Source organism: Kocuria sp. CNJ-770, from assembly GCF_001942375.1.
Lineage (GTDB): Bacteria > Actinomycetota > Actinomycetes > Actinomycetales > Micrococcaceae > Kocuria > Kocuria oceani.
The window spans coordinates 13,670-39,368 of the sequence record NZ_MKJW01000089.1 but is presented as its reverse complement, the minus strand read 5'-3'; the positions used below and the strand labels follow the sequence as shown (position 1 = coordinate 39,368).

21 protein-coding genes and 1 pseudogene are annotated in these 25,699 nt (G+C 73.5%); 10 read left to right on the top strand and 12 right to left on the bottom strand.

The features are described 5' to 3' along the window. Positions 1–173: 173 nt before the first annotated feature. On the top strand, positions 174–1,673 hold the full coding sequence (locus BJF77_RS08235) for an FAD-dependent oxidoreductase (protein ID WP_075871845.1): 1,500 nt from the start codon (positions 174–176) through the stop codon (positions 1,671–1,673). A gap of 98 nt (positions 1,674–1,771) precedes the next feature. Here BJF77_RS08235 and BJF77_RS08230 read toward each other — a convergent pair whose 3' ends face one another. Beyond that, positions 1,772–1,993: a hypothetical protein gene (locus BJF77_RS08230; protein ID WP_047802332.1), complete on the bottom strand. Its 222-nt coding sequence runs from the start codon at positions 1,991–1,993 to the stop codon at positions 1,772–1,774. Positions 1,994–2,327: 334 nt separating this feature from the next. Here BJF77_RS08230 and BJF77_RS08225 point away from each other — a divergent pair, with 334 nt between their 5' ends. After that, positions 2,328–3,236: a PIG-L deacetylase family protein gene (locus BJF77_RS08225; protein WP_083665032.1), complete on the top strand. Its 909-nt coding sequence runs from the start codon at positions 2,328–2,330 to the stop codon at positions 3,234–3,236. 35 nt (positions 3,237–3,271) lie between these two features. Here the strand turns inward: BJF77_RS08225 and BJF77_RS08220 are convergent, their stop codons facing one another. The 7 genes from BJF77_RS08220 to BJF77_RS08190 form a co-directional block, all read right to left on the bottom strand. Beyond that, entirely contained in the window at positions 3,272–4,627 is a 1,356-nt protein-coding gene (locus tag BJF77_RS08220; RefSeq protein ID WP_075871844.1) for a glucose-6-phosphate dehydrogenase, read from the bottom strand. 28 nt (positions 4,628–4,655) lie between these two features. Next, entirely contained in the window at positions 4,656–6,191 is a 1,536-nt protein-coding gene (locus BJF77_RS08215; protein ID WP_075871843.1) for an AMP-binding protein, read from the bottom strand. A 31-nt stretch (positions 6,192–6,222) separates the two neighbouring features. Continuing rightward, positions 6,223–6,675 carry a MaoC family dehydratase gene (locus tag BJF77_RS08210; RefSeq protein ID WP_047802328.1) on the bottom strand — a complete coding sequence of 151 codons (453 nt, stop codon included), beginning with the start codon at positions 6,673–6,675 and terminating at the stop codon, positions 6,223–6,225. 108 nt (positions 6,676–6,783) lie between these two features. Next, the gene (gene fabG, locus BJF77_RS08205; protein ID WP_047802327.1) at positions 6,784–7,542 is read right to left on the bottom strand and encodes a 3-oxoacyl-ACP reductase FabG; all 759 of its coding nucleotides are present in this window, start codon (positions 7,540–7,542) and stop codon (positions 6,784–6,786) included. 149 nt (positions 7,543–7,691) lie between these two features. Next, positions 7,692–8,084 (bottom strand): SDR family oxidoreductase, encoded by a 393-nt coding sequence (locus tag BJF77_RS08200; RefSeq protein WP_075871842.1) that lies wholly within the window; start codon positions 8,082–8,084, stop codon positions 7,692–7,694. Further along, positions 8,081–9,295 carry an acetyl-CoA C-acetyltransferase gene (locus BJF77_RS08195; RefSeq protein ID WP_075871841.1) on the bottom strand — a complete coding sequence of 405 codons (1,215 nt, stop codon included), beginning with the start codon at positions 9,293–9,295 and terminating at the stop codon, positions 8,081–8,083. Before BJF77_RS08195 ends, BJF77_RS08200 begins: the two co-directional genes overlap by 4 nt. A 37-nt stretch (positions 9,296–9,332) precedes the next feature. Beyond that, positions 9,333–10,547 (bottom strand): acyl-CoA dehydrogenase family protein, encoded by a 1,215-nt coding sequence (locus BJF77_RS08190; RefSeq protein ID WP_047802325.1) that lies wholly within the window; start codon positions 10,545–10,547, stop codon positions 9,333–9,335. A gap of 150 nt (positions 10,548–10,697) precedes the next feature. Between BJF77_RS08190 and BJF77_RS08185 the strand changes: the two genes are divergently transcribed. Together BJF77_RS08185 and BJF77_RS08180 are read left to right on the top strand one after the other, a co-directional pair. After that, positions 10,698–11,969: a CdaR family transcriptional regulator gene (locus BJF77_RS08185; protein WP_083665031.1), complete on the top strand. Its 1,272-nt coding sequence runs from the start codon at positions 10,698–10,700 to the stop codon at positions 11,967–11,969. Between the two features lie 8 nt (positions 11,970–11,977). After that, entirely contained in the window at positions 11,978–13,906 is a 1,929-nt protein-coding gene (locus BJF77_RS08180) for a glycoside hydrolase family 15 protein (protein WP_075871840.1), read from the top strand. An 84-nt stretch (positions 13,907–13,990) separates the two neighbouring features. Here the strand turns inward: BJF77_RS08180 and BJF77_RS08175 are convergent, their stop codons facing one another. After that, complete coding sequence (locus tag BJF77_RS08175) at positions 13,991–14,875, bottom strand: tryptophan-rich sensory protein (protein ID WP_075871839.1); 885 nt, start codon at positions 14,873–14,875, stop codon at positions 13,991–13,993. A gap of 109 nt (positions 14,876–14,984) precedes the next feature. Here BJF77_RS08175 and BJF77_RS08170 point away from each other — a divergent pair, with 109 nt between their 5' ends. Then, positions 14,985–16,268 carry a saccharopine dehydrogenase NADP-binding domain-containing protein gene (locus BJF77_RS08170; RefSeq protein WP_075871838.1) on the top strand — a complete coding sequence of 428 codons (1,284 nt, stop codon included), beginning with the start codon at positions 14,985–14,987 and terminating at the stop codon, positions 16,266–16,268. A 142-nt stretch (positions 16,269–16,410) separates the two neighbouring features. Here BJF77_RS08170 and BJF77_RS08165 read toward each other — a convergent pair whose 3' ends face one another. Both BJF77_RS08165 and BJF77_RS08160 read right to left on the bottom strand, forming a co-directional pair. Next, positions 16,411–17,586, bottom strand: coding sequence for a zinc-dependent alcohol dehydrogenase (locus tag BJF77_RS08165; protein WP_075871837.1), 1,176 nt, complete (start codon positions 17,584–17,586; stop codon positions 16,411–16,413). Between the two features lie 78 nt (positions 17,587–17,664). Next, the gene (locus BJF77_RS08160; protein WP_255396185.1) at positions 17,665–18,414 is read right to left on the bottom strand and encodes a hypothetical protein; all 750 of its coding nucleotides are present in this window, start codon (positions 18,412–18,414) and stop codon (positions 17,665–17,667) included. A gap of 237 nt (positions 18,415–18,651) precedes the next feature. Here BJF77_RS08160 and BJF77_RS08155 point away from each other — a divergent pair, with 237 nt between their 5' ends. From BJF77_RS08155 to BJF77_RS08135, 5 genes are all read left to right on the top strand, one after another. Next, positions 18,652–20,715: a primary-amine oxidase gene (locus BJF77_RS08155; protein ID WP_083665030.1), complete on the top strand. Its 2,064-nt coding sequence runs from the start codon at positions 18,652–18,654 to the stop codon at positions 20,713–20,715. A 3-nt stretch (positions 20,716–20,718) separates the two neighbouring features. Next, positions 20,719–22,335 (top strand): APC family permease, encoded by a 1,617-nt coding sequence (locus BJF77_RS08150; protein ID WP_075871836.1) that lies wholly within the window; start codon positions 20,719–20,721, stop codon positions 22,333–22,335. After that, a complete protein-coding gene (locus BJF77_RS08145; RefSeq protein ID WP_047802319.1) occupies positions 22,332–22,820 on the top strand; it encodes a hypothetical protein in 489 nt (162 codons plus the stop codon). The genes BJF77_RS08150 and BJF77_RS08145 overlap by 4 nt, the downstream gene beginning before the upstream one ends. Before the next feature lie 81 nt (positions 22,821–22,901). After that, the gene (locus BJF77_RS08140; protein ID WP_075871835.1) at positions 22,902–23,867 is read left to right on the top strand and encodes a helix-turn-helix domain-containing protein; all 966 of its coding nucleotides are present in this window, start codon (positions 22,902–22,904) and stop codon (positions 23,865–23,867) included. 101 nt (positions 23,868–23,968) lie between these two features. Beyond that, a complete protein-coding gene (locus BJF77_RS08135) occupies positions 23,969–24,202 on the top strand; it encodes a hypothetical protein (RefSeq protein WP_222844981.1) in 234 nt (77 codons plus the stop codon). A 13-nt stretch (positions 24,203–24,215) separates the two neighbouring features. Here the strand turns inward: BJF77_RS08135 and BJF77_RS08130 are convergent. Next, positions 24,216–25,516, bottom strand: a pseudogene (locus tag BJF77_RS08130) (Nramp family divalent metal transporter). Positions 25,517–25,699 lie beyond the last annotated feature (183 nt).

The following is a 25,699-nucleotide window of genomic DNA, read 5'->3' as shown; positions in this document are numbered from 1 at the left end:
GGGACCCCCTCCGACAGTGGACTTACCACTCCGAGGCGGACAGGATGGCACCATGGCCGCCCGCGAGAACGGCCGTGCCGTCCGCACGGCCTCCTCACGGGCGCCGCGCCGACCCGGGGCCGGCCGCCCCGCGGCCCGTCCGCCGACCCGCACCGACCAGAGGGAGCAACCCCATGAAATCCGTATGGCTCGACACGTACGAGGTCCCGTCCGCGGCGTCGGACCAGTTCGTCCCCGGCGCGCACTACGACACCGTCGTCGCCGGTGCCGGGCTGACCGGGCTGACCACCGCGGTCCTGCTGGCCCGCGCGGGTCAGCGCGTCGCCGTCCTCGAGGCGCGCTCCGTGGGCGCCGTGACCACGGGCAACACCACGGCGAAGCTGTCCCTGCTGCAGGGCACCACGCTCTCCCAGATCCGCCGGCACCAGTCCGACAAGGTGCTCCGCGCCTACGTGGAGGGCAACCGGGAGGGCCAGTCCTGGCTGGTCCGCTATCTGGAGGAGCGCGGCGTCCCCTTCCAGCGCCGTGCCGCCTACACCTACGCCACGACGTCGCAGGGCGCCGAGCAGCTCCGCAAGGAGCTCGAAGCCGCCCGTGCGGCGGACCTGCACGTGAACTGGACCAGCGACACCGGTCTGCCCTACGAGGTCTCCGGGGCGATCACGCTGCCGGACCAGATCCAGTTCCACCCCATGGAGGTGCTCGGCGCCCTCGTCGCCGAGCTGCGGGAACGCGGCGGCACGCTCGTGGAGGGCGTCCGGATCACGGGCGCGGGACTCCGCTCGCCCCTGACCGTGCGCACCTCGGAGGGCTCGGTCCGGGCCGACCGGCTCGTGCTCGCCACCGGCATCCCGGTCCTGGACCGCGGCGCGTACTTCGCGAAGGTGTCCCCGAACCGGTCCTACGCCCTGACCTACCGGGTCCCCGGCGCGCCGGGCTCCATCCCGGAGGGGATGTACATTACCGCGGACAGCCCCACCCGCACGCTGCGCACCGTGCCGATCGACGGCCAGGAGCTGCTGCTCGTGGGCGGCAACGACCACGTGGTGGGACGTTCCGCCTCTCCGCAGGCGGCGGTCGACGACCTCGAGGAGTGGACCCAGCGGCACTTCCCGGGCGCCGAGCGCACCCACGCGTGGGCCGCCCAGGACTACGAGTCGATCAACGTCATCCCGTTCATCGGCGCCCTGCCGCGCGGCGGCGGCAACATCTACCTGGCCACGGGCTACAACAAGTGGGGGATGAGCAACGCCGTCGCCGCCGCGATCGCGCTCAGCAGCGAGATCCTCGGCGGGAACGTCCCGTGGGCACGGACCCTCGGCCGGCGGGTGACCTCGCCGTCGGACGTGCTCACCGCCCTGAAGTTCAACGCGAGCGTGGGCTTCAACGCCCCGAAGGACTGGCTCAAGGCCGAGCTGAAGGAACTGCCCACGGAGACGCCGGCGGAGGGCGCCGGCGTCGTCGGCCGTGAGGGCGGGCGGCCCGTGGCCGTGTCCACGGTCGACGGGACCACCTGCCGGATCTCCGGGGTGTGCACCCACCTCGGCGGTGTGCTGCGCTGGAACGACGCCGAACGGTCCTGGGACTGCCCGCTGCACGGCTCCCGCTTCGCCGCCGACGGCGCCCTGCTGGAGGGCCCCGCGGTCAAGGACCTCCCGCGGATCGACGGCTGACGCCCTCGCGCGGACACGACGACGGCCCCCACCTCGCTCGGTGGGGGCCGTCGGTGCTCCTGCGGGCGGCGGGAACGGTGCCGCGCCGGACGGGGAGCCTACTTCTTGGAGGAGCTCTCCTCGAGCTTCAGGGCGATGCCGATCGCGAAGAAGGTCGGCGTCCACTCGCCCACGAACAGGCCCCAGCGGTCGGCCTGCGGCTTGGACTTGCTCTTGCCGAGGCTGGCTGCCCAGGACAGGACGGACAGGCCGATGGACGCGAAGCCTGCCGCGTAGGCGTGCTCGCTGCGGACACCAAGGTTCTGGATCGTGCTGATCATGGAAATACCTCTTTCCTGTGGTGGTCACCATCGAGGGTGAGCTCGTCGAGCCGTGTTCGCCCAGTCTCACACGAAACAGGTGAATAGGAAAGCAGGCTGACGATAAAAGTGGTGGCCGCCCGCGGGGTCCACCCCGGTTGTGGACAGTTTTGTGGTCCCCGGAAACCCCGTTAACCGATGCAAAAATGTGTTTCCTCATGCAAACTGATCGGTACCCGACGCACCGGTCACCACCGGCGTCGGGTGGACGCCGAACCGGTCGGGGGGCCGGTGGCGTCGACGGCCCGGGCGCGACGGAGTGCCCGGGTCGCGCTGATGATCTCTGGGGGGAAACATGCTGCCATCCGTCGTGGGCGCTCTGCTGAGTGCCATCGTCCTCGCCTACGTGCTGCCGGACGCGAACTACAAGCGCCACAAGCGTTTCATCGTCGGCGCCAGGGGGCTGCGCCGGGCGATCGTGATCGTCTACTCCGTGCTGCTGGCGCTGAACCTGTGGTGCGCCACGATCATGCCCGTGACGCTGGTCTGCGACGCGATCGCGGTCTCCACGCTGGTCGCCACCGGCGTCTTCGGCTTCGCCATCGCCGAGCGGCGGATCCCGGCGGCCACCGTGGTGCAGCGCCGCCGGGTGCTGGCCGTGGGCGCGCACCCGGACGACCTCGAGCTGGCCTGCGGGGCGACCCTGGCCAAGCTGGTCGACACCGGCCACGAGGTCCGCGGACTGGTGATGAGCTCCGGGGAGGTCGGCGGCAACGCCGGCCTGCGCCCGGCCGAGGCCCAGCGCGGCGCCTCGTTCCTCGGGCTGTCGGGACTGCGGGTGCACGACTTCCCGGACACGAAGCTGGAGACGGTGACCAACGACCTGGTGCGCGCGATCGAGGCCGCGATCAAGGAGTTCCAGCCCGACGTGATCTTCACCCACTCGGCCCACGACCAGCACCAGGACCACTACGCGGTGCACCAGGCCACCCTGCGCGCCGCACGGGCCCACCACTCGATCCTGTGCTTCGAGTCCCCCTCGGTGACCCGCGACTTCGACCCGTCCGTGTTCGTGGACATCGACGGCTACGTGGACGTGAAGGTCGAGGCCGTGCTCTCCCACCGCGACCAAGCGGGCAAGCCCTACATGACCCCGGGACGGGTGCGGGGCATGGCCGCCTTCCGCGGCGCTCAGGCGAAGAACACCAACGCCGAGGCCTTCGAGCCGGTCCGCCTGCTCGGCTCCGCCATCGGCGACCTGTGACCGGGTCTTCCGGGCGGTGAGATCCGGGCCGGCCCTCAGACCGGCCCGGAGCTGCCCGCGGGGTAGTCGAGCAGCGGCACGCGGCCGTCCTCGAAGGCGGCCAGCACCTCGTCGACGATCCGCCACCCCTGCTCGGCCGCGTCACCGCGGACACTGAAGGTGTGGTCGCCCTCGAGGATGCCGCGCAGCACGCTGCCGTAGGCGGTCAGTCCCGGCCGGGCCATCCCCGAGGAGAGCGTCACCCGCGTCATCCCGCGGGAGTCGAAGGGCCCGCCCACGTTCAGCCCCAGGGACAGCTGCTCCTCCTCGAGACCCATGCGCAGCACGTTCGGCGCGACGTCCCCGGAGTGCGGCAGCTGCTCGTAGTCGTGCGGCGGGCGGCGGAACGTGATGGCGATCTCCTGGCGCGGGTTGCCCACGGCCTTGCCCGAGCGCAGGGTGACCGGCACGCCGTTCCAGCGCCAGGTGTCGACCTCGAGGACGACCTGGGCGAACGTCTCCGTGCCGCGGCTCGGGTCCACCCCCTCCTCGGCCGTGTAGTCGGGCAGCTCCCGGCCGTCCACGGTGCCGGCGGTGTACCGGCCGCGGACCGCGGCCCCGGCGGGGTCGCCCCGCCAGGGCTTCGCCGCCCGCAGCACGTGGCTGGTCAGCGTGGGGATCTCGACCTGGTCGAAGGAGGACGGCGGCTCCATCATGACCAGGGCCATCACCTGCAGCAGATGGGACTGGACCATGTCCCGCAGCGCCCCCGTGGAGTCGTAGAACCCCGCGCGCCCCTCCAGGCCCAGGGTCTCGTCGAACACGATCTCCACGGACTCCACGTGCTCCCGGCTCATCAGCGGCTCCAGCAGCCGGTTGGCGAAGCGCAGCCCCACGAAGTTGAGCACCGCCGGCATGCCGAGGAAGTGGTCCACCCGGAAGGTGCGCTCCTCGGGCACGAGCCGGCCCACGAGACGGTTCAGCTCCCGGGCGGTCTCCGTGTCCGAGCCGATCGGCTTCTCCAGGGCCAGCACCAGGTCGTCCGGCAGGTCCATCCCGGCCATGGCCTCGCAGGCCCGGGCGGTGACGGCCGGCGGCAGGGCGAAGTACAGGCAGACCGGGCCCTCCGCGTCGTCGAGCAGAGCGGCGAGGTCCCCGGCGTCGGTGACGTCGCCCGCCACGTAGCGGGCCGTCTCCCGGGTGTGCGCGGCGGCGGGCCCGGAGGCGCCGACGGCGTCGAAGGCCTCCGCCACCACCTGCGCCCACCCGTCCTCGGACTGGCGGGAGGAGCCGACGACGTCGATCCGCAGCTCCGGCTGCGAACTGAGCAGCGTGCCCAGCCCCGGCAGGAGCAGACGGGAGGTGAGGTCGCCGGTGGCGCCGAGAATGATCAGGGTCCTGATGGGCGTCATACCAGCACGCTACCCCGGCGCCGCGCGGTCACGCCTCCACGGCCACGTCCGCGGCGAGGTCCCGCTTGCGGATCTTGCCCGTGGCCGTCTTCGGCAGCTCGGCGAGGACGACGACCTCCCGGGGGTACTTGTAGGCGGCCAGCGAGCGCCGGGCGTGCGCCACGATCTCCTCCGCGCTGACGGCCGTGCCGGGGCGGGGGCTGACGACCGCGACGATCTCCTGTCCGTGCCGGGGGTGCGGCCTGCCGACCACGGCCACCTCGGACACCGCGGGATGCGCGGCGATCACCTCCTCGACCTCCCGGGGGTAGACGTTGTACCCGCCGCGGATGATGAGCTCCTTCTTGCGGTCCACCACGAAGACGAAGCCGTCCTCGTCCATCCAGCCCAGGTCCCCGGTGTGCAGCCACCCGTCCCGCAGCGCCGCCGCCGTGGCCTCGGGGTCCCCGTAGTAGCCCTTCATGATCGTGGGCCCCCTGTAGAGCAGCTCGCCGACGTGCTCGGGGCCGGGAGGCAGGACGGCGCCCTCGTCGTCGACCACGCGGCACTGCGTGCCCCACAGGGGCCTGCCGATGGAGAGCGCCTTGCGCTCCTCCCGCGAGACGTTGACGGAGACGGAGCTCGTGGACTCGGACAGCCCGTAGCCCTCCAGGACCGTGGCGTTCGGGAACTCGGCCTCGAAGCGGCGCAGGACCTCACCCGGCAGGGCGGCGCCCCCGGAGGTCACCCGCTCCACGCTGGAGAGGTCCCGGCCCGCGGTGCCCGCCTCCAGCATGGCGATCAGCATGGTGGGGACGGCGGAGAACCGCACCACCCGGTGCCGCTCGATCAGGTCCATCGCCGCGACGGGATCGAACCGCGGCAGCAGGACCAGCGTCACCCCGTGGCGCACCCCGATGTTGAGCACGCTGGTGAGCCCGTACACGTGGAAGAACGGCAGGACCGCCAGCACCGTGCCGTCCGGGTCCACGGGCACGCGCTCCGCGGAGGCCGTGGAGTTCATGTAGATCCCGAAGTGGGTCAGCTCCGCGCCCTTGGGCGCGCCGGTCGTCCCGCTCGTGAAGACGATCACCGCCGTGTCGTCGGCCGCGGTCGCCGCCGTGTCCACGGGCGGGCGGCGCTCGAGCAGCTCGGCGAAGTCGCGGGTGCCCTCCGGGCGGGGACCCGCACCGGTGCCCACGACGTACACGGCGACGTCCCCGGCCCCGCGGGCACCGGCGAGGGCCTCGGCGGCCACCGCGTCCGTGGTCACCAGCAGCTCGCAGTCCGCGGTGCGCAGCTGGTGGGCGACCTCGCGGGCCGTGAGCAGCGGGTTCATGGGGACCATGACGCAGCCCGCCCGGGTGATCCCGAAGTACGCGAAGAGGAACTGCGGGACGTTGGGCAGCTGGACCCCGACCGCCGTGCCCGGTGCGAGCCCGAGGGCGCGCAGGTTCGCGGCCACGAGGTCGGCGGCCGCGTCCACCTCGCGGAAGCTCCAGCTGCGCCGCCCGAGCACCACGCACGCCTTCTCGGGCGTGGCCGTCGCGGTCTCGCGCAGCATCACGGACACGTTGAAGCTCATCGGCTGCTCCTGACGTCGGTCGAGGGATCGGTCACGGGCGCAGCAGCGAGACGATCTCCGCCACGCAGGCGGGCCGGTCGGAGTCCTCGACCTCGACCGTGACCCGCACGGTGGCCCGCGCTCCCTGGGGGCCGCGCTCGAGGCCGATCAGCTCCGCGCCCGCGCGGACCCGGCAGCCCACGGGCACCGGGCGGGGGAATCGGACCGTGTCGGAGCCGTAGTTGACCACCATGGACAGGCCCTCCACCCGGTAGATCTCGCGCAGGAACGCCGGCACCAGCGAGAGGGTGAGGTATCCGTGCGCGATCGGCCCGCCGAAGGGCCCGGACCGGGCCCGCTCCGGGTCGGTGTGGATCCACTGGTGGTCGTCGGTGGCGTCGGCGAAGAGGTCCACCTGCTCCTGCGTGACGGTCCGCCACGGGCTGTGGCCCAGGTGCGTGCCGAGCGCCGCGGCGTACTCGTCGATCCCGGTGTAGGTCTGCATCTGCTCTCTCCTGCTGTCTGGACAGTGTGTCGTCTGGACGGTCTGCCGGTGGCACGGCCTGCGACCGGTGCCGCGGTGGTCGGTGCCGCTGCGGCCGGGGGCCGGTCGTCAGGCGCGGGGCCCGCCGGCGACGTAGAGCACCTGCCCGGAGACGAAGGACGCGTCCTCGCGGGCGAAGAAGGACGCCGCCGCGGCGATGTCCTCGGGGGTGCCCGTCCGGGCCACCGGGATCTGCTGGGCGGCCTTCTCGACGAACTGCTCGTAGGGCACGCCCATCCGCTCCGCGGTGGTCCGCGTCATCGCGGTCTCGATCAGCCCCGGGGCGATCGCGTTGACGGTGACGCCGAACTTCCCGAGCTCGATCGCGAGGGTCTTCGTGAAGCCCTGGATGCCGGCCTTGGCGGCCGCGTAGTTGGCCTGCCCGCGGTTGCCCAGGGCCGAGGTCGAGGAGATGTTGACGATCCGCCCCCAGCCCTGCTCCGTCATGTGCGCCTGCACGGCGCGGGACATGAGGAAGTGCCCGCGCAGGTGCACGTTCATCACCGTGTCCCAGTCGTCGGCGCTCATCCGGAACAGCAGGTTGTCCCGCAGCACGCCGGCGTTGTTGACGAGCACGGTGGGCGGGCCGAGCTCGGCGGCCACGGCCTCGACGAGCCCGGCGACGGACGCCTCGTCGGCGACGTCCGCGGCGTAGGCCCGGGCCGTGCCCCCGGCCGAGGTGATGGCCTCGACGACGTCGGAGCATGCCTCGGCGGAGAGGTCGACGGCGGCGACGGCCATCCCGTCGGCGGCGAGCCGCTGTGCGAGCGCGGCGCCGATGCCGCGGGCCGCGCCGGTGACGACGGCGGTGCGCTGGTGCGTGGTCATGGGTCCTCCTGGAGTCGGCCGGACGTGCCGGTCGGGTGGGTCCGTCGGTTGAGTCCGGCGGGTGGGTCCGGCATGGTGGTCCGGCGGGGTGGTCCGGCGGGGTGGTCCGGCCGGACGACCGCGGTGGTCGATCGGCGCGGTGCGGGCGCTCAGAGCGGGCCGTTGAGGCCCGATCCGCCGTCGAGCACGAGGGTGCGCCCGGTGATCCAGGACGCGTCCTCGGAGAGCAGGAAGGCGGTGGCGGCGGCGACGTCTTCGGGGGTGCCGATCCGGCCGAGGGGATAGCCCGCGGCGACCTGCTCCTCGCCCCCGGCCAGCAGCGCCGCCGCGAACCGGGTGCGCACGATCGCCGGCGCCACCGCGTTGACCCGCACCTGCGGGGCCAGCTCGAGGGCCAGCTCCTCGGGCTCCCGGGCGGTCAGGCAGACCCGGGCGCCCTCGGCCACGAGACGCTCCGCGATGCCGAGGCCGATGCCCCGGCTCGCGCCGGTGACCACGGCGACCCGCTCCTCGAAGCGCCGGCAGCCGGCCGTCCCGCTCACGAGAGCCGCTCCACGATCATCGCCATGCCCTGGCCGCCGCCCACGCACATCGTCTCCAGGCCGATCTGCCGGTCGTGCTGGCGCAGGCCGTTCAGCAGCGTGGTGGTGATCCGGGCGCCGGTCATGCCCCACGGGTGGCCCAGCGCGATGGCCCCGCCGTTGACGTTGAGCTTGTCCTCGGGAATGCCGAGGTCCTCGGCGGAGGGCAGCACCTGGGCCGCGAAGGCCTCGTTGAGCTCCACGAGGTCCACGTCGTCGATGCTCATCCCCGCCCGGGCCAGCGCCTGCCGGGACGCCTCGACCGGGCCCAGGCCCATGATCTCGGGCGAGAGGGCGGACAGCCCCGTCGAGACGATCCGGGCGAGCGGGGTGAGCCCCAGCTCCTTGGCCCGGGTGTCGCTCATGATCACCAGCGCCGCGGCGCCGTCGTTCATGGGGCACGCGTTGCCGGCGGTGACCGTCCCGTCGGGCCGGAACACCGGGTTCAGCTGGGCGACCGCCTCGAGCGTGGTGCCGGCGCGGGGGCTGTCGTCGCGCGTCACGAGCGTGCCGTCCGGGAGGGTGAGGGGGGCGATCTCCCGGTCCCAGAAGCCGCTGGCCTGGGCCTGCTGCGCGCGGTGCTGCGAGCGCACCGCGTAGGCGTCCTGCGCCTCCCGGGACACGCCGCGCAGCTGGGCGACGTTCTCCGCGGTCTGGCCCATGGCGATGTAGATGTCCGGCACCTCGCCGTCGTCCCGGGGGTCCTGCCACGTCCCGGCGCCGCCCGCGGCGCGCCGGTCCGAGCGCTCCCACGCCTGCCGGAACCACGGGTTGCGGGTGTCCTCGTCGGAGCGGCCCCGGCCGAGGCGGCTCGTGGCCTCCACCCCGGCCGAGAGGAACACGCTGCCCTCACCGGCCCGGATCGCGTGCATGGCCATGCGGGTGGTCTGCAGGCTGGACGAGCAGAAACGGGTGATCGTGGTCCCCGGGACCTCGTCGAGCCCGGCGCGGACGGCCACGAGACGGCCGAGGTTCTGTCCGGACTCGCCCTCGGGGACGCCGCAGCCCAGGATCAGGTCGTCGATCTCCGAGGGGTCGAGCTCGGGCACCTCGGCGAGGGCGGCGCGGACCATCTGGGCCGCCATGTCGTCGGCGCGCATCTCGCGCAGGGAGCCCTTGCGGGCGCGCCCGATGGGGGAGCGGACGGCGGAGACGATGACTGCTTCGGGCACGGGGTTCCTTCCGGTGGGGTGAGGGGGGCGGCGGCGCTCAGGCGAAGGCCGAGACGCCGGTGATCGCGCGGCCGACGATGAGGGACTGCATGGAGTCGGTGCCCTCGTAGGTGTAGACCACCTCCATGTCGGTGAGGTGGCGGGCGACGTCGTTCTCGAGCAGGAGCCCGTTGCCGCCCAGGACGTCGCGGGCGGTGGAGACGACCCAGCGGGCCTTCTTGGCCGCCGTGAGCTTGGCCAGGGAGGCCATGGGGCCGGTGAGGGCGCCCTCGTCCTGGAGCTCGACGAGCCGGAAGCAGATCAGCTTGATCGCCGTGGTCTCGGCGAGCATGTTGGCCAGGTTGTTCTGCACGAGCTGGTAGCTGCCGATCGACCGGCCGAACTGCTTGCGCTCGCCGGCGTAGCGGACGGCGATCTCGTAGGCGGCGATCGCGTGGCCGAGGGCCTCCCAGGCCACCCCGCCGCGGGTGGCGTTGAGGACCTTGTTGACGTCCTTGAAGGAGTCGCAGCGCTGCAGACGGTTCGCCTCGGGAACGCGCAGGTCCTCGATGACGATGTCCGGCTGCAGGATCGCGCGCTTGCCGATCTTGCCGGTGATCACGGTGGGGCGGAACCCGGCGGGGAACTCCGCGTCCGGTTCGCGTTCGAGCACGAAGGCCTTGACCTGGCCGTCCTCGACGTCCCGGGCGTAGATGACCACGACGTGGGCGTAGGAGGCGTTGCCGATCCAGCGCTTCGCCCCGTCGAGCACCCAGGTGTCGCCCTCGCGGCGGGCGCTGGTCTCGAGGGCCACGGAGTCCGAGCCGTGCTCCGGCTCGGTGAGCGCGAACGCGCCGATCCGCTCGAGGCGGGCCATGGCCGGCAGCCACCGCTGCTTCTGCTCCTCCGAGCCGAGGGTGTTGATCGAGCCCATGGCCAGGCCGGAGTGCACGCCGAAGAACGTGTTGATCGAGCCGTCCCCGCGGGCCAGCTCGAGGGACACCTGGGCCCCGGCCATCCGGCTCATCCCCGGGCAGCCGTGGCCCTCGATGACCGTGCCGGCCACGCCGAGCTCGGCGAGCTTCGGGACGAGCTCGAAGGGGAACTCCGCGCGCTCCCAGTAGTCGTTGATGACAGGGCGGACCTCCGCGTCGACGAAGGCGCGCACCCTGTCGCGGATCGCGCGCTCCTCGGCGGTGAGGCGGGCGTCGAGCCGGTAGATGTCGTGGTCCTCCAGCACGGAGGTCCGGGGTGCGGTCGCGGTCTGGGTCATGGGGTGCTCCTGGGCTCGGGCGGGCATCGGCGCTCGCCACCATCCTGTGCGCCGCGTCACAGCGGGTACATGGGCGCGGTGCACGAAGATCCTTGTGCAGCAGCGGCCGTTCTGCGGTCCGGACTGTGCACCGCGTGCGATCGTGGAGGAATGGAGCACAGCGAGGCGCAGGACACGGCGCAGGAGCCGGCGCGGCCCGGCGGGCAGGACCGGCTCCGCCGGGCCTGGACCGGGATGCTGGCGGACGCCGACCGGATCGCCGACGGGATCACCGCGGTGCTGCTCGGGAAGGGCCCGGCCGGCGGCGGCTGGTCCACCCCGGAGCTGCAGGCGCTGCTGCGCCGGAGCACCCGCGAGCACGTCGGCCGGGGCCTGCGCATCCTCGCCGGGCGCGCGGACGACGACGGCGGCACGGCCCGCGCGGTCGACGTGTGGCGGGACACGGGCATCGAGCGGGCCCGCCAGGGTGTTCCGCTGGAGGCGGTGCTGTCCGCCTACACCACCGGCAACCTGCTGCTCTGGGAGGCGATGACCGACCGGGTGCGGGACGGCCGGGCCGAGATCACCGCCGAGGAGCTCGTCACCGCCGGCCGCCGGCTGTGGCACGACCTGGGGGTGCAGAGCGAGGTCATGAGCGAGGCCTACCGGCGCGAGACCGCCCGGCAGGAGCTGCGGGACCTGCGCCGGCAGGAGAACTACCTGGCGGGCCTGCTCGAGGGCCGCGCCGCCGACCCGGAGTTCGCCGGCCAGGCCGAGCAGATCCTCGGGATCCGCGCCGACGCCCCGGTCGCCTGCGTCGTCGCGGTCGTGGAGGACCCGCACAGCGAGCCCCTGCACCACCCCGAGGACCGGGTGGAGCGGATGGGCGGGACCTCCCGCTGGGGCGTGCGCGACGGCGCCCTCTACGGGGTGGTCGCCATGCAGGGCGCCGACGAGGCGTGGCTGAGCGACCTGCTGCGCCCGGCCGTCGAGGGCCGGGTGGGGGTGGCCCTCGCCCGGCAGGGCATGGCGGACACCGCGGCCGCCTTCCGGCTGGCCGCCCGGGCCGCCGCGACCCTGCCGGTGGGGGCGCGGCGGCTCGTGTGGGCCTCGGCCCGCCTGCCGGAGCTGCTGCTCGAGACGAGCCCGGAGGTGGGCTCGATGATCGTCGAGCAGGTCCTGGCCCCGGTGCTCGCCCTGCCGGCCCACCAGCGCACCACGCTGCTGGACACCCTGCGCGCGCTCCTGCGGCACAGCGGCTCGCCGACGTCCGCGGCCGAGGAGCTGTTCTGCCACCGCAACACCGTGATCTACCGCAGCCGCCGGCTCGTGGAGCTGACCGGGTGCAGCCCGCAGGAGCCGCGGGGCCGGCTGCTGCTCGAGCTCGCCGTGCTCGCCCACGACCTGGCCGTTTCGGGGGGCCGGAGCGCACCGGCTGGTTGAATGGGCCCATGAGCGACGAACCCCCGCGGCCCCCGTCCACGCCCCTGGAGGACTACGCCCTCCTCTCCGATCTGCACACCGGTCCGCTGGTGTCCCGCGAGGGCAGCATCGACTGGCTGTGCTTCCCCCGGTTCGACTCCCCGTCGGTCTTCGCCGCCCTGCTCGGCGGCCCCGAGGACGGGCGGTGGAAGCTCTCCGCCGTCGGCGGCGAGGTCGTCTCCCGCCGCTACCTGCCCCGCACCTTCGTGCTCGAGACCACGTGGCGCACCCCCACCGGCACCGCCGTGGTCACCGACTTCCTGCCCCCGGGCGGGTCGGAGGGCCACCCCGACCACGCCGACCTGGTGCGCCGGGTCGAGTGCACCGCCGGGACGGTGGAGGTGGAGCACGACCTGCGGATCCGCTTCGACTACAACCGCGCCCTGCCCTGGACCCGACGGGTCCAGGTGGACGCGGACGGCACGTGCGGGCTGCTCTCGATCGCCGGCCCCGACGCCCTGCTGCTGACCGGGCCCATGCTGCACGCCCACGGGGCCGCGCCGGCCGAGCCGCCGCAGGATGCGGCACCGGAGGAGCCCGGCCGGCCCGACGACGACGCGGGAGGGGTCTCCGACCGGCTGGCCGGGCGCTTCGCGCTCTCCGCCGGGGAGTCCCTGGACTGGGCGCTGACCTGGTACGAGTCCCACCACCCGCTGCCCCGGGCGGTGGACCCCGCCCGGACCCTGGACCAGGCCGTCACGTTCTGGACCGAGTGGTCCTCGCACGTGAGCACGCACAAGCGCCACGAGCAGGCCGTGCTGCGCTCCCTGCTCGTGCTGCGGGCGCTCACCCACCGGGGCACCGGCGGGATCGTGGCCGCCCCCACCACCTCCCTGCCGGAGGAGTTCGGGGGAGTGCGCAACTGGGACTACCGCTACACCTGGCTGCGCGACGCGGCCCTGACCATCGAGGTGCTCGTCGCCCACGACTTCACCGACGGCGCGCTGCACTGGCGCAACTGGCTGCTGCGGGCCGTGGCCGGGGACCCCGACCAGGTGCAGATCATGTACGGGCTGGCGGGGGAGCGGCGGCTGGCCGAGAACGAGCTGGGCCATCTCGCCGGGTACGAGGACTCGGCCCCGGTGCGGATCGGCAACGGGGCCGTGGGCCAGTACCAGGCCGACGTCGTGGGCGAGGTCATGCTGGCGCTGGCCGCCCTGCGCGACGCCGGGATCGAGGAGGACACGTCCTCGTGGGAGCTGCAGAAGAACCTGCTGCGCTTCTGCGAGCGCAACTTCGAGCGCCCCGGTCACGGCATCTGGGAGATGCGCGGGGACCCGGCCTTCTTCGTGCACGGCCGGGCCATGATGTGGGCCGCCTTCGACCAGGGCATCCGTGCGGTGGAGGAGCACGGGCTCGGCGGGCCGGTGCAGCGGTGGCGCGAGCTGCGGGAGCAGCTGTGCACCGAGATCATGGAGCGCGGCTTCGACGCGGAGCTGAATACCTTCACCCAGACCTACGGCAGCACCGAGGTCGACGCCTCGCTGCTCCAGCTGCCGCACACCGGGTTCGTGGCCTACGACGACCCGCGGATGCTCGGCACCGTGGCCCGGATCGAGGCGGACCTGCGCGGCGAGCACGGGCTGGTGCACCGGTACCGGACGGCCTCCGGGCTGGACGGGCTGGAGGGCGGGGAGTACCCGTTCCTGATCTGCACGTTCTGGCTCGTGGAGCAGTACGCGCGCAGCGGGAGGGTGGACGACGCCGGGGCGCTGCTGGAGCAGCTGGCCGGCTACGCCAACGACCTGGGCCTCTACGCCGAGGAGTTCGACCCCGACACCGGGCGGCTGGCCGGGAACTTCCCGCAGGCGTTCAGCCACCTGGGCTTCATCCGCGCCGTGGACGCCGTGGTGCGGGCGCGGGCCGGGGAGGACCTCCAGGAGCGGTCCGCGTCCTGACCCTGGGCGGTCCGCGTCCTGGCCGCGTGCGGGTGCGGTCCTGCTCCTGTGCGGGTGCCGCTCCAGCCTCGTGCGGGTGCCCTCCTAGCGCCGCGCGGTCACCGCCGGCGCACCGTGATCCGTGCGCCGCGCCGCGTGCGGGGCCGCCCCGGGTGCCGGGGCGCGTCCGCGCGCGAACGCCGTGGCGAGCACCACCAGCACGGCGGCGAGGACCGCGCCGTAGGCCAGGGTCAGCGACTGGGGCTCGTCCAGGGCCCGGCCGACCGCGATCCAGGACAGGCCCCACGCCGAGGCGGCGGCCACGGCCCAGCGCCCGCCGACCCGGTGCTGGATCCACGCCAGCACCGCGGCCAGCACGAGCACCACGGCCACGCCGATCCACTCGGCGCCCGGCCCCTCCTGGCGCACGCCCGAGGCGACGAGGGCGGCCGCGACGTTGGCCGCCGTCGCGACGGCGACCCAGCCCAGGTACAGCCCGAAGGTGCCGTCCACCACGAGCTGGTCCAGCCGGGTGCCCGGGTCCGGCAGCTCGGCCAGGCGCTGCACCAGCAGGCCCAGGACGAGGGCCAGGACGACGATGACGCCGACGCTGACCCAGATCCACCCCTGCTGGGTGACCAGCAGCCAGCCGGCGTTGAGGAGCATGGAGACCGCCGCGAGCCAGCCGGTGGCGCGGGCGCGCGGGTCCGCGGCGCGCGAGGGCAGCCACTGCCAGACGGTGTACGCGAACAGGCCCAGGTAGATCACCGACCAGATGGAGAACGCGGTGCCCGCCGGGGCGAGCAGGGTGGCGTCCGCGGCGAGGCTGCCGCCGGAGGACTCCTCGACCCGGGTGCCGAACAGGCCGATCCCCACCAGGGTGCCCAGCACGCACGCGATCTCGCTGACCGTGACCACGACCTGGCGGGTGCGGTCCGCGGCGGTCGGCCGGGCGGGTCCGGCGGGGGCGCGGACGGGGGAGGTGCTCACGGGAGGACCTTTCTCGAAGGGCGCGGATCCTTGCCCACCAGGGTAGGAGACGGACCTGGGAGCCGGCTTCGGAAGAGGTCCGCCCCGGAGGGTCCCCTAGAGTGACCGGATGGACTGCATCCAGAACCCCCGGCCCGTCGTGGGCCTGCTCGGGGCCACCGGCATCACCGGGCGCGTGGCGCTGGCCCACCTCGCGGCGCGGGCGGCCGAGGCGGGGGTCGGCGTCGTCGTCGGCGCCCGGGACCCCGAGCGCGTGCGCGCCCTGTGCGCCGAGCGCGGGATCCCCGTTCCCGAGATCGTGCCCGCCGACGTGACGGACCCCGGATCCCTGCGCGCGTTCGTGCGGCGGAGCGACGTCCTGGTCAACCTGGCCGGCCCCTACACCCGGCTGGCCCCGCCGGTGCTGGCCGCGTGCGTCGCGGAGGGCGTCCACTACCTGGACCTGACCGGGGAGTCGCAGCTGGCCCACCGCACCGACCGTGACCTGGACGCGCCCGCGCGGGCCGCCGGGGTGGCTCTCGTGCACACGGCTGGCTTCGAGGCCCTGCCCGCCGACGTGCTCGTGGACGCCGCCCGCCGGCACGCCGCCGCCCACGGCGAGACCCTGCGCACCGCGGACCTCGTGACCTCCGTGCGCACCCCACCGGGGACGGGGTTCTCGGAGTCGGTCTCGGGCGGGACCCTGCAGAGCCTCGTCGAGGTCCTGCGGGACCCCGACCCCGCCCGGATGGGGGACGTGGCCGCACGCCTTCCCGCGCCGGCGCCCGGCACCGGCACCGCCGCCGACCCCGGTGCGGTGCGCCGCACCAGCCCGCTGCGCCTGCGCGCCCGGACCGCCGGCGGCCGGGTGCTGGCCCCCATGAGCCCCCTCGCGGCGATCAACCCGCCGGTGGTCCACCGCACCCAGGCCCTCAGCCCCGTGCCGGGGGCCGCCGCGCACCCCCTCGCGTTCCGGGAGGCCGCGGACCTGGGCCGATCGGGAGGACTCCCGGGCGCCGGGCGGTTCGCCGCGGCCACGGCGGTCACCGCCGTCCAGTTCCTGGCCGGGCTCGCCGGCCGCCTGCCGCACCCGGTGCGCGCCCGTCTCGCGGGCGTCCTGGCGGCGCGGCTGCCGCAGGCGGGCACCGGCCCGACGGGGGACGTCCTCACCGGCCGGTCCTGGACGACCCGTGGCGTCTTCACCACCCACCAGGGCAGCACCTTCCCCGCGGTGCTGAAGGCGCAGGGCAATCCCGGCTACGGGACCACCCCCTGGCTGACCACGGAGCTGGCCCTGCGGATGGCGGTGCACGGCGTCCCGGACGCCGCGCTCGGCTCCTCCACCCCGGCCCTCGCCCTGGACGGGGATCTCGACGCGCTGCTGCCGGCCCGGGTGCGCATCACGGTCGGCTGAGCAGGACCGGCCGGGCAGAACCGGCCGGGCAGGACCGGCCGGGCAGGACCGGCCGGGCGCAGGGCACGACACCGCCCGGGCACGCAGCGAGCCCCGGCCCTCGGAACGAGGACCGGGGCTCACCGGGACGGCGCGCGGGGCGCTACGGCTTCAGCACCACCTTGATGCACCCGTCCTGCTTCTTCTGGAACTTCTCGTACATCTCCGGCGCCTCGTCCAGGGAGGCCGTGTGGGTCTTCAGGTCCAGGACGCCCAGCGGGTCCGAGGGGTCGTCCACCAGCGGGAGCAGGTCGTCGATCCACCGCTTCACGTTGCACTGCCCCATGCGGAACTGGAGCTGCTTGTCGAACATCGTCAGCAGGGGCAGCGGGCTCTTCGAGCCGCCGTACACGCCGCTGAGCGAGATCGTGCCGCCGCGGCGGACCGCGTCGATCGCGGTGTAGACGGCGTTGAGCCGGTCGCTGCCGGCGGTCTCCATGGCCTTGCGGGCCAGCGGGTCCGGCAGCAGCCCCACGGCCTGCTGCGCCAGGCCCGCCACGGGCGAACCGTGGGCCTCCATGCCGACCGCGTCCACCACGGCGTCGGGTCCGCGGCCGTCCGTGCTCTCGCGCAGCTCGTCGGCCACCCCCGAGTGCGAGTCCAGCGTCTCCACCCCGTGGCGCTCGGCCATGGCGCGGCGCTCCGCGACGGGGTCCACCGCGATCACGCGGTAGCCCAGGTGCCGGCCGATCCGCGCCGACATCTGGCCGATCGGGCCCAGCCCGAGCACGGCCAGGGAGCCGCCCTCCGGGGGCGCGGCGTACTGCACGGCCTGCCACGCGGTGGGCACCACGTCGGAAAGGTACAGGTAGCGCTCGTCCTCACCGGTGTCCGGGACCTTGATGGGCCCGTAGTCGGCGTGCGGCACCCGCAGGTACTCCGCCTGACCGCCGGGCACGGACCCGTACATGCGGGAGTAGCCGTAGATGGCGCACCCGCTGTTGTACTCGCGGACCTGGGTGGTCTCGCACTGGGACTGCAGGCCGTGCCGGCACATGAAGCAGTGCCCGCAGGAGATGTTGAAAGGGATCACCACGCGGTCACCTGGCTTGAGGTCCGTGACCGCGGAGCCGACCTCCTCCACGATGCCCATGGGCTCGTGGCCGACCACGTCGCCCTTGTCCATGAACGGGCCCAGCACCTCGTACAGGTGCAGGTCCGAGCCGCAGATGCCCGACGAGGTGATCCGCACGATCGCGTCCGTGGGCTCCTGGATCCTCGGGTCCGGAACCTCCTCCACGCTCACCGAGCGCTTTCCCTGCCATGTCAGAGCCTTCATCGATCCTCCTTCTCAGGGCCGGGGTCGCCGCCGTCGACGGGACCGTCAGCCTGCTGATCTGTTCGGTCGGGACCGATCCTACCCGCCGGGCTCGTCCCGGGGATAGGCCGCGGCCTGCCGGGGGGCGTTCCCGTCCCGCAGGAAGTAGGCCCCCACGGAGCCGGCCAGGGTCGCGAAGACGCCCACCGAGTACACCGCCAGCACGACCTCCAGGACCCGGGGGAAGCCGCCCTGCGCCCCGAGCTCCCGCCCCGTGATCGTGGACATCGCGGCGTCGGAGAGCGCCGGCCCGTAGTCCGGGTAGGCGCCCAGGACGTAGAGCAGCTGGCTCGAGACCAGGACGACGACGCCGGTCAGCGCCGCGAGCCAGCCGATCCTGCTGGACAGCAGCCGCCCGGCGGAGCGGGAGCCGCGGACCCCGGCCGAGAGCACGCTGCCGGCCCGGGTCAGGCGGGTGAGCCGGATCAGCCGGGCCGCCTGCAGCGCCCGGAAGAAGCGCAGGAAGGGGAGCAGGAGGAAGAGCACCTGCCACCAGTTGCGCTTCCAGAACGCCGCCGAGAACCGGGCGACGTAGGCGCGCAGCAGGAACTCGCTCACGAAGACCGCCCAGAACAGCCACCCGACCACGTTGAGGAAGGCCAGCAGGCCGGGGTCCTCCGCGAGCAGCTGGCCGAGCACCACGAACAGGAAGAGCACCCCCAGGATGCCCATCGGCCGGTCGAGCCGCCGGGCGAGCCCCTCGGCCAGGCCCAGCTGCTCCGCCTCCCGCGCGGCCGCGCCGGTGGAGCCCGTCCCCGGGGCCCGCTCCTCGTCCTCGGATCTCGTCACGTCGCCCGCCTGTCCCGTTCCCGTCGCTGGTTACTTCCGCGGTCCACGCTATGCGACCGGGCGTGCGGGGGCCGGTCTTGACCCACAGCGCAGGCCGGTTGCCAGCGGGTGCACCCCGGTGCCGGATCCGGTCCGCGCCGCCGTGACCTGCCCCACACTGATCGTCAACGGGTTCCGGCCCGCACCGATCCGCAGGGCCCGCCGCGCCCGCTTCCGGACCACCCGAGGAGATCCGCCATGCAGGAGACCACGCTCGCCACCCCGCCGTCCGCGCTCGGGGTCACCCACCCGCTCGACATGCTCACCCCGGCGGAGATCAGCGCCGCCCGCAGCATCCTCGAGGCCGCCGGCCTGCTGGGGCCGGACACCCGGTTCCCGCGGGTGCTGCCCGTGGAGCCGCCCAAGTCCGTGGTGCTCGGCCACCGGGAGGGCGCGGACGACTTCGACCGCTCGGTGGACGTCACCCTCCTGGACACGGGCACCGGCCGCACCCGCCGGGCGGTCGTGTCCGTGACGGCCGGGCAGGTCCGCTCGGTGGAGACCCTGCCCACGGGGGAGCACCCCTACGGGCAGGCGCAGTACCTGTTCGAGGAGTACGACCGGGCGGCGGAGATCGTGAAGGCGGATCCGCGCTGGCAGGAGGCCATGGCCCGCCGCGGCATCGAGGACACGACCCACACGTTCGTGGCCCCCCTGGCTCCGGGATTCTTCCCGCGGGAGGACGAGACGGGCAAGCGGGTGATCCGCTCGCTGACCTTCCACCGCCGCTTCGAGGGGGACAACCCGTGGGGGCACCCGGTGGAGGGCCTGATCGCGCACGTGGACCTCACGGCCGGGGAGGTCGTCCGGTTGGAGGACGAGGGCGACGTGCCGGTGCCCATGGCCGACGCCAACTACACCCCCGAGCACGTGGGCCCGGCCCGCACCTCGCTCAAGCCGCTGGACATCGTCCAGCCGGAGGGCCCGTCCTTCCAGGTGGAGGGCTCCCACGTCACGTGGGAGAACTGGAAGCTCCGCATCGGCTTCAACGCCCAGGAAGGACTGGTGCTCAACCAGGTCACGTTCCGCGACGACACCGGCGAGGAGCCCGAGGACCGCTCGGTGCTCCACCGCGGTTCCGTGCCGGAGATGGTGGTTCCCTACGGCGACACCACGAACACCCGCTTCTGGATCAGCTACTTCGACGCCGGGGAGTACCTGCTGGGCAAGAACGCCAACTCCCTGAAGCTGGGCTGCGACTGCCTGGGGGTGATCCGGTACTTCGACGCGTTCGTGGCCGACGACGAGGGCCACCCGATGGAGATCCCGCACGCCGTGTGCATGCACGAGGAGGACTACGGGATCCTGTGGAAGCACACCGAACCGGGGGAGGCCCCGCAGGTGCGCCGCTCCCGCCGGCTGGTGATCAGCTACTTCGCCACGATCGGCAACTACGAGTACGGCTTCTTCTGGTACTTCTACCTCGACGGCTCGATCCAGGTGGAGGCCAAGGCCACCGGCATCGTCTTCGCCGGGGCGTGCGAGCCCGGCCGGCCCAACCGGCACGCCGCCGAGGTCGCCCCGGGCGTGCAGGCCCCGGTGCACCAGCACCTCTTCTGCGCCCGTCTGGACGTCGCCGTCGACGGCACGGGGAACACCGTGCAGGAGGAGAACCTCGTGGCCCTGCCGATGGGGGAGGACAACCCCTACGGCAACGCCTTCACGTGGTCGCGCACCGACGTGACCCGGGAGTCCGAGGGGATCCGGGACGCGAACACCGAGACCGGGCGGAAGTGGTTCGTCACCAACCCGAACCGCCGCAACCACGTGGGAGAGCCCACCGCCTACCACCTGATCCCCATGCCCGGTCCGCGGCTGCTGGCCGCCGAGGGCTCCTCGGCGCGCCGGCGCGCGGCGTTCGCCACCCACCACCTGTGGGTCACCGCCTTCGACGCCGAGGAGAGGTTCCCGGCCGGGGACTTCCCCAACCAGCACGCCGGGGGCGGCATCGCCGACTGGGTCGCCCAGGACCGGCCGCTGGAGAACACCGACGTGGTGCTGTGGCACACCTTCGGCCCCACCCACATCCCGCGCACCGAGGACTGGCCGGTCATGCCGGTGGACTACTACGGCTTCTGGTTCAAGCCCTACGGCTTCCTCGACCGCAACCCGGCCCTGGACCTGCCCGACTGGTCCACCGCCGGCGGACGCTGCTGCGGCACCGAGGTCGGCCACGCCGATGCGGTCCCTGCCACGGAAAGCGCCCATGCCGTCACCGGCACCGGCGACCACCCGTCCCACGACTGCCACTGCGAGGGCTGAACCATGAGCACCAGCACCACATCGTCCGGAAACCTGCCCGCCTCCGGCGGGGCACCAGCACAGGGCCACCTCAGCGAGCACGGGGGCCTGGACCGTCGGACGCTGACCGTCCCCGCCCTGGTCTTCCTCATCATCGCCGCCTCGGCCCCGCTGACCGTGCTCGCCGGTGGTGTTCCGACGACCTACGCCGTCGCCGGCCTGACGGGGGTGCCCCTGGCCTATGTCCTGCTGGGGGTGCTGCTGGCCGTGTTCGCGGTGGGGTACGGGGCGATGTCCGCCCGGATCACCAACGCCGGCGCCTTCTACGCCTACATCGCCGACGGCCTGGGCCGACGTCAGGGCATCGGCGCGTCCTGGCTGGCGCTGGTCAGCTACAACGCCATGCAGATCGGGCTCTACGGGCTCTTCGGCTTCGCCCTGTCCTCCTTCCTGGAGGCCCGGCTGGGCCTGACCCTGCCCTGGTGGGCCTGCGCCCTGGCCGGGCTCGTGCTGGTCGGTGTGCTCGGGGTCAGCAGGGTGGACCTCTCCGCGAAGGTGATCGCCGTCCTGGTGGCCCTGGAGTTCCTGGTGGTGATCGTCGTCGACGTCGTCTCCCTCACGGTGGCCCCCGAGGGGATCAGCGCGCAGCCGCTGACGCCCTCCGAGTTCCTCGCTCCGGGCATCGGGGCGTTGCTGGCCTTCGGGATCGCGGCGTTCATGGGCTTCGAGTCCGGCGCGATCTACAGCGAGGAGGTCAAGAACCCTGCCCGTTCCGTGCCGAGGGCCACGTTCATCGCGGTGCTGATCATCTCGGTGTTCTATGCCGTGTCCGCCTGGGCCCTGGCCATGGGGGTCGGGCCCGGTCAGATCGTGGCCGCCTCCCAGGAGCTCGGCCCGGACCTGGTGTTCGTGTTCCTGGGAGAGCACGGCGGGGTGCTGCTGACGGACATCGCCCAGGTCCTGTTCATCACCAGCCTGCTCGCCGCGCTGATCGCCTTCCACAACGCCGTGGCCCGCTACTTCTTCTCCCTGGGCCGCGAGTCCGTGCTGCCCCGCCGGCTGGGGGCCGTGGGGCGGCGCAACCACGCCCCGGTGGCCGGTTCGCTCACGCAGAGCGGACTGGCCGTGGTGCTCGTGGCCGTGTTCGCCGTCGCCGGGCTGAACTCGGAGCTGGGCCCCCTGTTCCCGGTGCTGACGCTGTTCACCTGGCTCACGAACGCCGGGGCCTTCGGGCTGATCTTCCTCCTGGCCCTCACCTCCCTGGCCGTCATCGGGCACTTCCGGCGGGACCCCGGCGGGCACTCCGCCTGGGTGCGCTGGATCGCCCCCGCCGTCTCGGGCCTGGGCCTGGGCACGGTCTTCGTGCTCATCCTCGTGAACTTCGACGTCCTCATCGGTGCGGAGGGCCCCAGCCCGCTGGCGGTCGTCATGCCCGCGATCATCTTCGCCACCGGAGTCCTCGGACTGGTCTGGGGCGAGTACCTCAGGCGCCGTCGCCCCGCGGTGTTCGCCGGGGTGGGCTCCGGCCGCGCCGTCGGGGACGGCCGGCCGGGGGCCGGCCCGCAGGAGGACGCGGAGCCCGAGCAGACGGTGCAGCTCGAGCAGACGGTGGAGCCCGAGCGCACCGCGGAGCACGGGTGAGCGCGGCGGGGGCCGCGGTCGCGGTGCCGGCCCGGACGCCGCGCCTGCTGGGCGACCCCCTCCGGGGCGCGCTCGCCCTGGGGACCGGTGTCTCCGTGGTCCTGCACGCACAGATGGCCCTCGGCGGCACCCACGGGCGCGGGTGGTCCGTGCTCATGGGCCTCATGGCGGTGCTGTGCCTCCCCTGCCTGGTCGCCCTCGTCCGTCCGGCGGCCGTGCACCCGGCGGCCGGCACGGTGCGGATGGCTCTGGGGACGGCCCTGGCCATGGCGCTCGGCCACGTCCTGCTGCTGCCGCTGATGAGCGGCGTCGGTGGTCATGCCCAGCACGGCACCCCGTCCGCCGGGACGGTGCCGGCCGCCGCAGGAGGCGCCGCCCACGGAGCCGGAGTGCTGCTCGTGGTCGGCGTCGAGCTGGCCGTGGCCGTCCTGGCGGTCGTGTGGCTGCGCCGTTCCGAACGGCGGCCGGTCTGCCGCCCGGTCTAGGATGGGACCACCGTTGTGATCGCAGTCACGGCGGGCCGGCCCGGTGCGGCCCGCCGCCGTTCCGGAGAGGGGGACTCCCGCATGGCCTCGACACCGCTTCCGCCGCGCCCCGCGCCGGCGGAGCCCGTGCTGGCCGAGACGATCCAGGACTGGACCCGGCTCGCCTCGCAGTCCTTCGTGCCGCTGCGGTGCACCACCACGGCCCGGCGGACCTTCCGTGCGAGCCTCGTGGCGCGGGACGCCGGGAACCTGCACGTCACCCACATGCGGGTCGGCCCCCACGCCGTCGAGCGCGTGCCCGGCACGGCCGACGGCGAGGGGTGCTTCAAGGTGAACCTGCAGCTGGAGGGCCGCTGCTCCGTGGAGCAGGCGGGCCGCCGCAGCGTGCTGGCGCCGGGTGACCTGGCGCTCTACGACACCTCCGCCCCCTACCGGCTCGAGTTCACCGAGGACGCCCGGCTGCTGGTGCTCATGTTCCCGCACGGCGTGCTCGACCTGCCCCCGGCGGCGGCCGGGCAGCTGCGGGCGGCCCGGCTCGGGTCGGAGACCGCCGTGCACGGGATGGTCTCGAGCTTCCTCGCCTCGATGGCCGAGCGGATGGACGCCCTGACCGGCATGAACGGGCAGCGCCTGGGCAACTCGGCCCTGGACCTGCTCACCACCTCGTTCAACCTCGAGCTCGACGACCAGGTGGCGGCCTCGGCCCACGAGGCGGACCGGCTGCGCGCCACGGTGCACGACTGGGTCGAGGCGAACCTCTCCCGCCCGGACCTCGATCCCACGACGATCGCCCGCGCCCACTTCATCTCGGTCCGGCGGCTCCACCAGCTCTTCCACGAGGAGGGCACCACCGTCTCCGCGTGGGTCCGCACCCGCCGGCTGGAGCGGTGCCGGCGGGCCCTCGAGGACCCCGTGAGCGCCGGGGTGCCCGTCGGGCGGATCGCCGCCCGCTGGGGGTTTCCCGACGCCGCCCACTTCTCCCGCGTGTACAAGGCCGCCTACGGCGTCTCCCCGTCCGAGGCGCGCGCCCGGGCGCTCACCGGCTGACGCGCCCACCTGTCCGGCAGGCCGCACCCGCCGGCGCTCGCGGCGTGGTTCGGGCTGGAGTGGGAGGCTTCCGGGGCGCCCCGCGGGCCCTCGAGGAGCAGATGCGCGGCACCGAGGACCTCTGGGCGCGGATCGCCGAGCAGCACGGGCTGGTCGAGCCCGACCTCGCGCGGGTGGCCTCGTGGTGGCACACGGACGCGGACCTGGGCCGGCCGATCGAGGTGGTCGCGGACATGTCCAAGAGCCGGCCGGCCGGGTTCACGGGGTACCGCCGCACCCAGGACTGCTTCACCCGCCTGTTCGACCGCTACCGGGCCGAGCGCGTCATCCCCTGACCTGGTGGGGCCGTCAGCCGCCGAGGAGCGGTGCGACGGCCTTCACCAGCTGCTGGGCGCCCAGGATGCCGAAGAGCAGGGCGGTGATCCCCAGCGCGGTGTTGGTGTGCCACCTGTTGGCCCACTCCTTGGGGATCCGGCGTCCGTTGAGCAGGCCCAGCAGGGTGAGCGCCAGGAAGGGCATGAACAGCGAGCCCAGGACGCCGTAGGCGAGGATCAGCCGATGGGCTGGCCCAGGGCGAAGAGGAGCATGGGCGGGAACGTCAGCCAGAGCACGTAGAAGCGGAAGTACTTGCCGCCGACCCGGGTGTCGGGGTGGCCGGACTCCTTGCCGCGGATGTTGCCCCAGAAGTCGGCGAACATCAGGGACACGCCGTTCCACACGCCGATGATCGAGGAGAAGGAGGCGGCCCAGAAGCCGACGAGGAAGCCGGTGCCGACCACGTCGCCGTACTCCGCGCGGAGCACGGCGTAGAGGTCCAGCAGGCCCTCGTCCCCGGAGCTGAGCGCCACGCCGGCGGATCGGACCACCTCGGCGCCGACGATCAGCATGGCGATGACGAAGATGCCCGTGACCACGTAGGCCACGGAGTTGTCGATCCGCATGACGCGCATCCACTTGGGCGTGTACCAGCCCTTCTCCCGCAGCCAGTAGCCGTAGGCGGCCAGCGTGATGGTGCCGCCGACCCCACCGGCGAGAGCCAGGGTGTAGAGCACCCCGCCCTCCGGGATGACCGGCACGAGGCCCCCGATCATCTCGGGGACGTTGGGGGTGGCGATGACCGCCAGCCCCACCACGGTGACGAACATCAGGCCGACCAGCGCGGCGGTGATCTTCTCGAAGGTGGCGTACCTGCCGAACCACACCATGACGAACCCGAGCAGGCCCATGACGATCGCCCAGGCCCACAGGGGCAGGACGGGGAAGACAGCGGCCAGCGGAAGGGCGGCGGAGGACATCGCGGTGGCGCCGTAGACGAAGCCCCAGATCATGATGTACGGCCCGAAGTACCATGTGGTCCACCGGCCCAGCGAGCGCCAGCCCTCGAAGATGGTGCGGCCCGTGGCGAGCGTGAAGCGCCCGGCGCCCTCCACCAGGATGATTTTCAGGACCACGCCGAGGACCACGGCCCACAGCAGCCCGTAGCCGTAGCGGGACCCGGCCACCAGGGTGGCGACCATGTCCGCGGCGCCCACGCCGGTGGCCGCGACGACCAGTCCCGGGCCCACGATCCGCCATTTGGCCGGCGACCCGCCGTCGTCGTCCGTGCGGGCGGCGTGCGCCCCGAAGCCGGGGTCGTTCTCTGTGCGCAATGCGTGTCCTCGTCGTCGCGTCCGATGCGCGTTCCGTGGCGGAACCGGACGGCGAGCGCGCTGCGGTGCCGACGTCCGCACCGGAGTCGCTGTGCTCCGAGACACAGTACATGGTGGGCGGCACCGGAGACGGCCGGCGCACCGGCCGACGGCCCCGGTGCGTCCGACCGCGGTGGAGCCGTC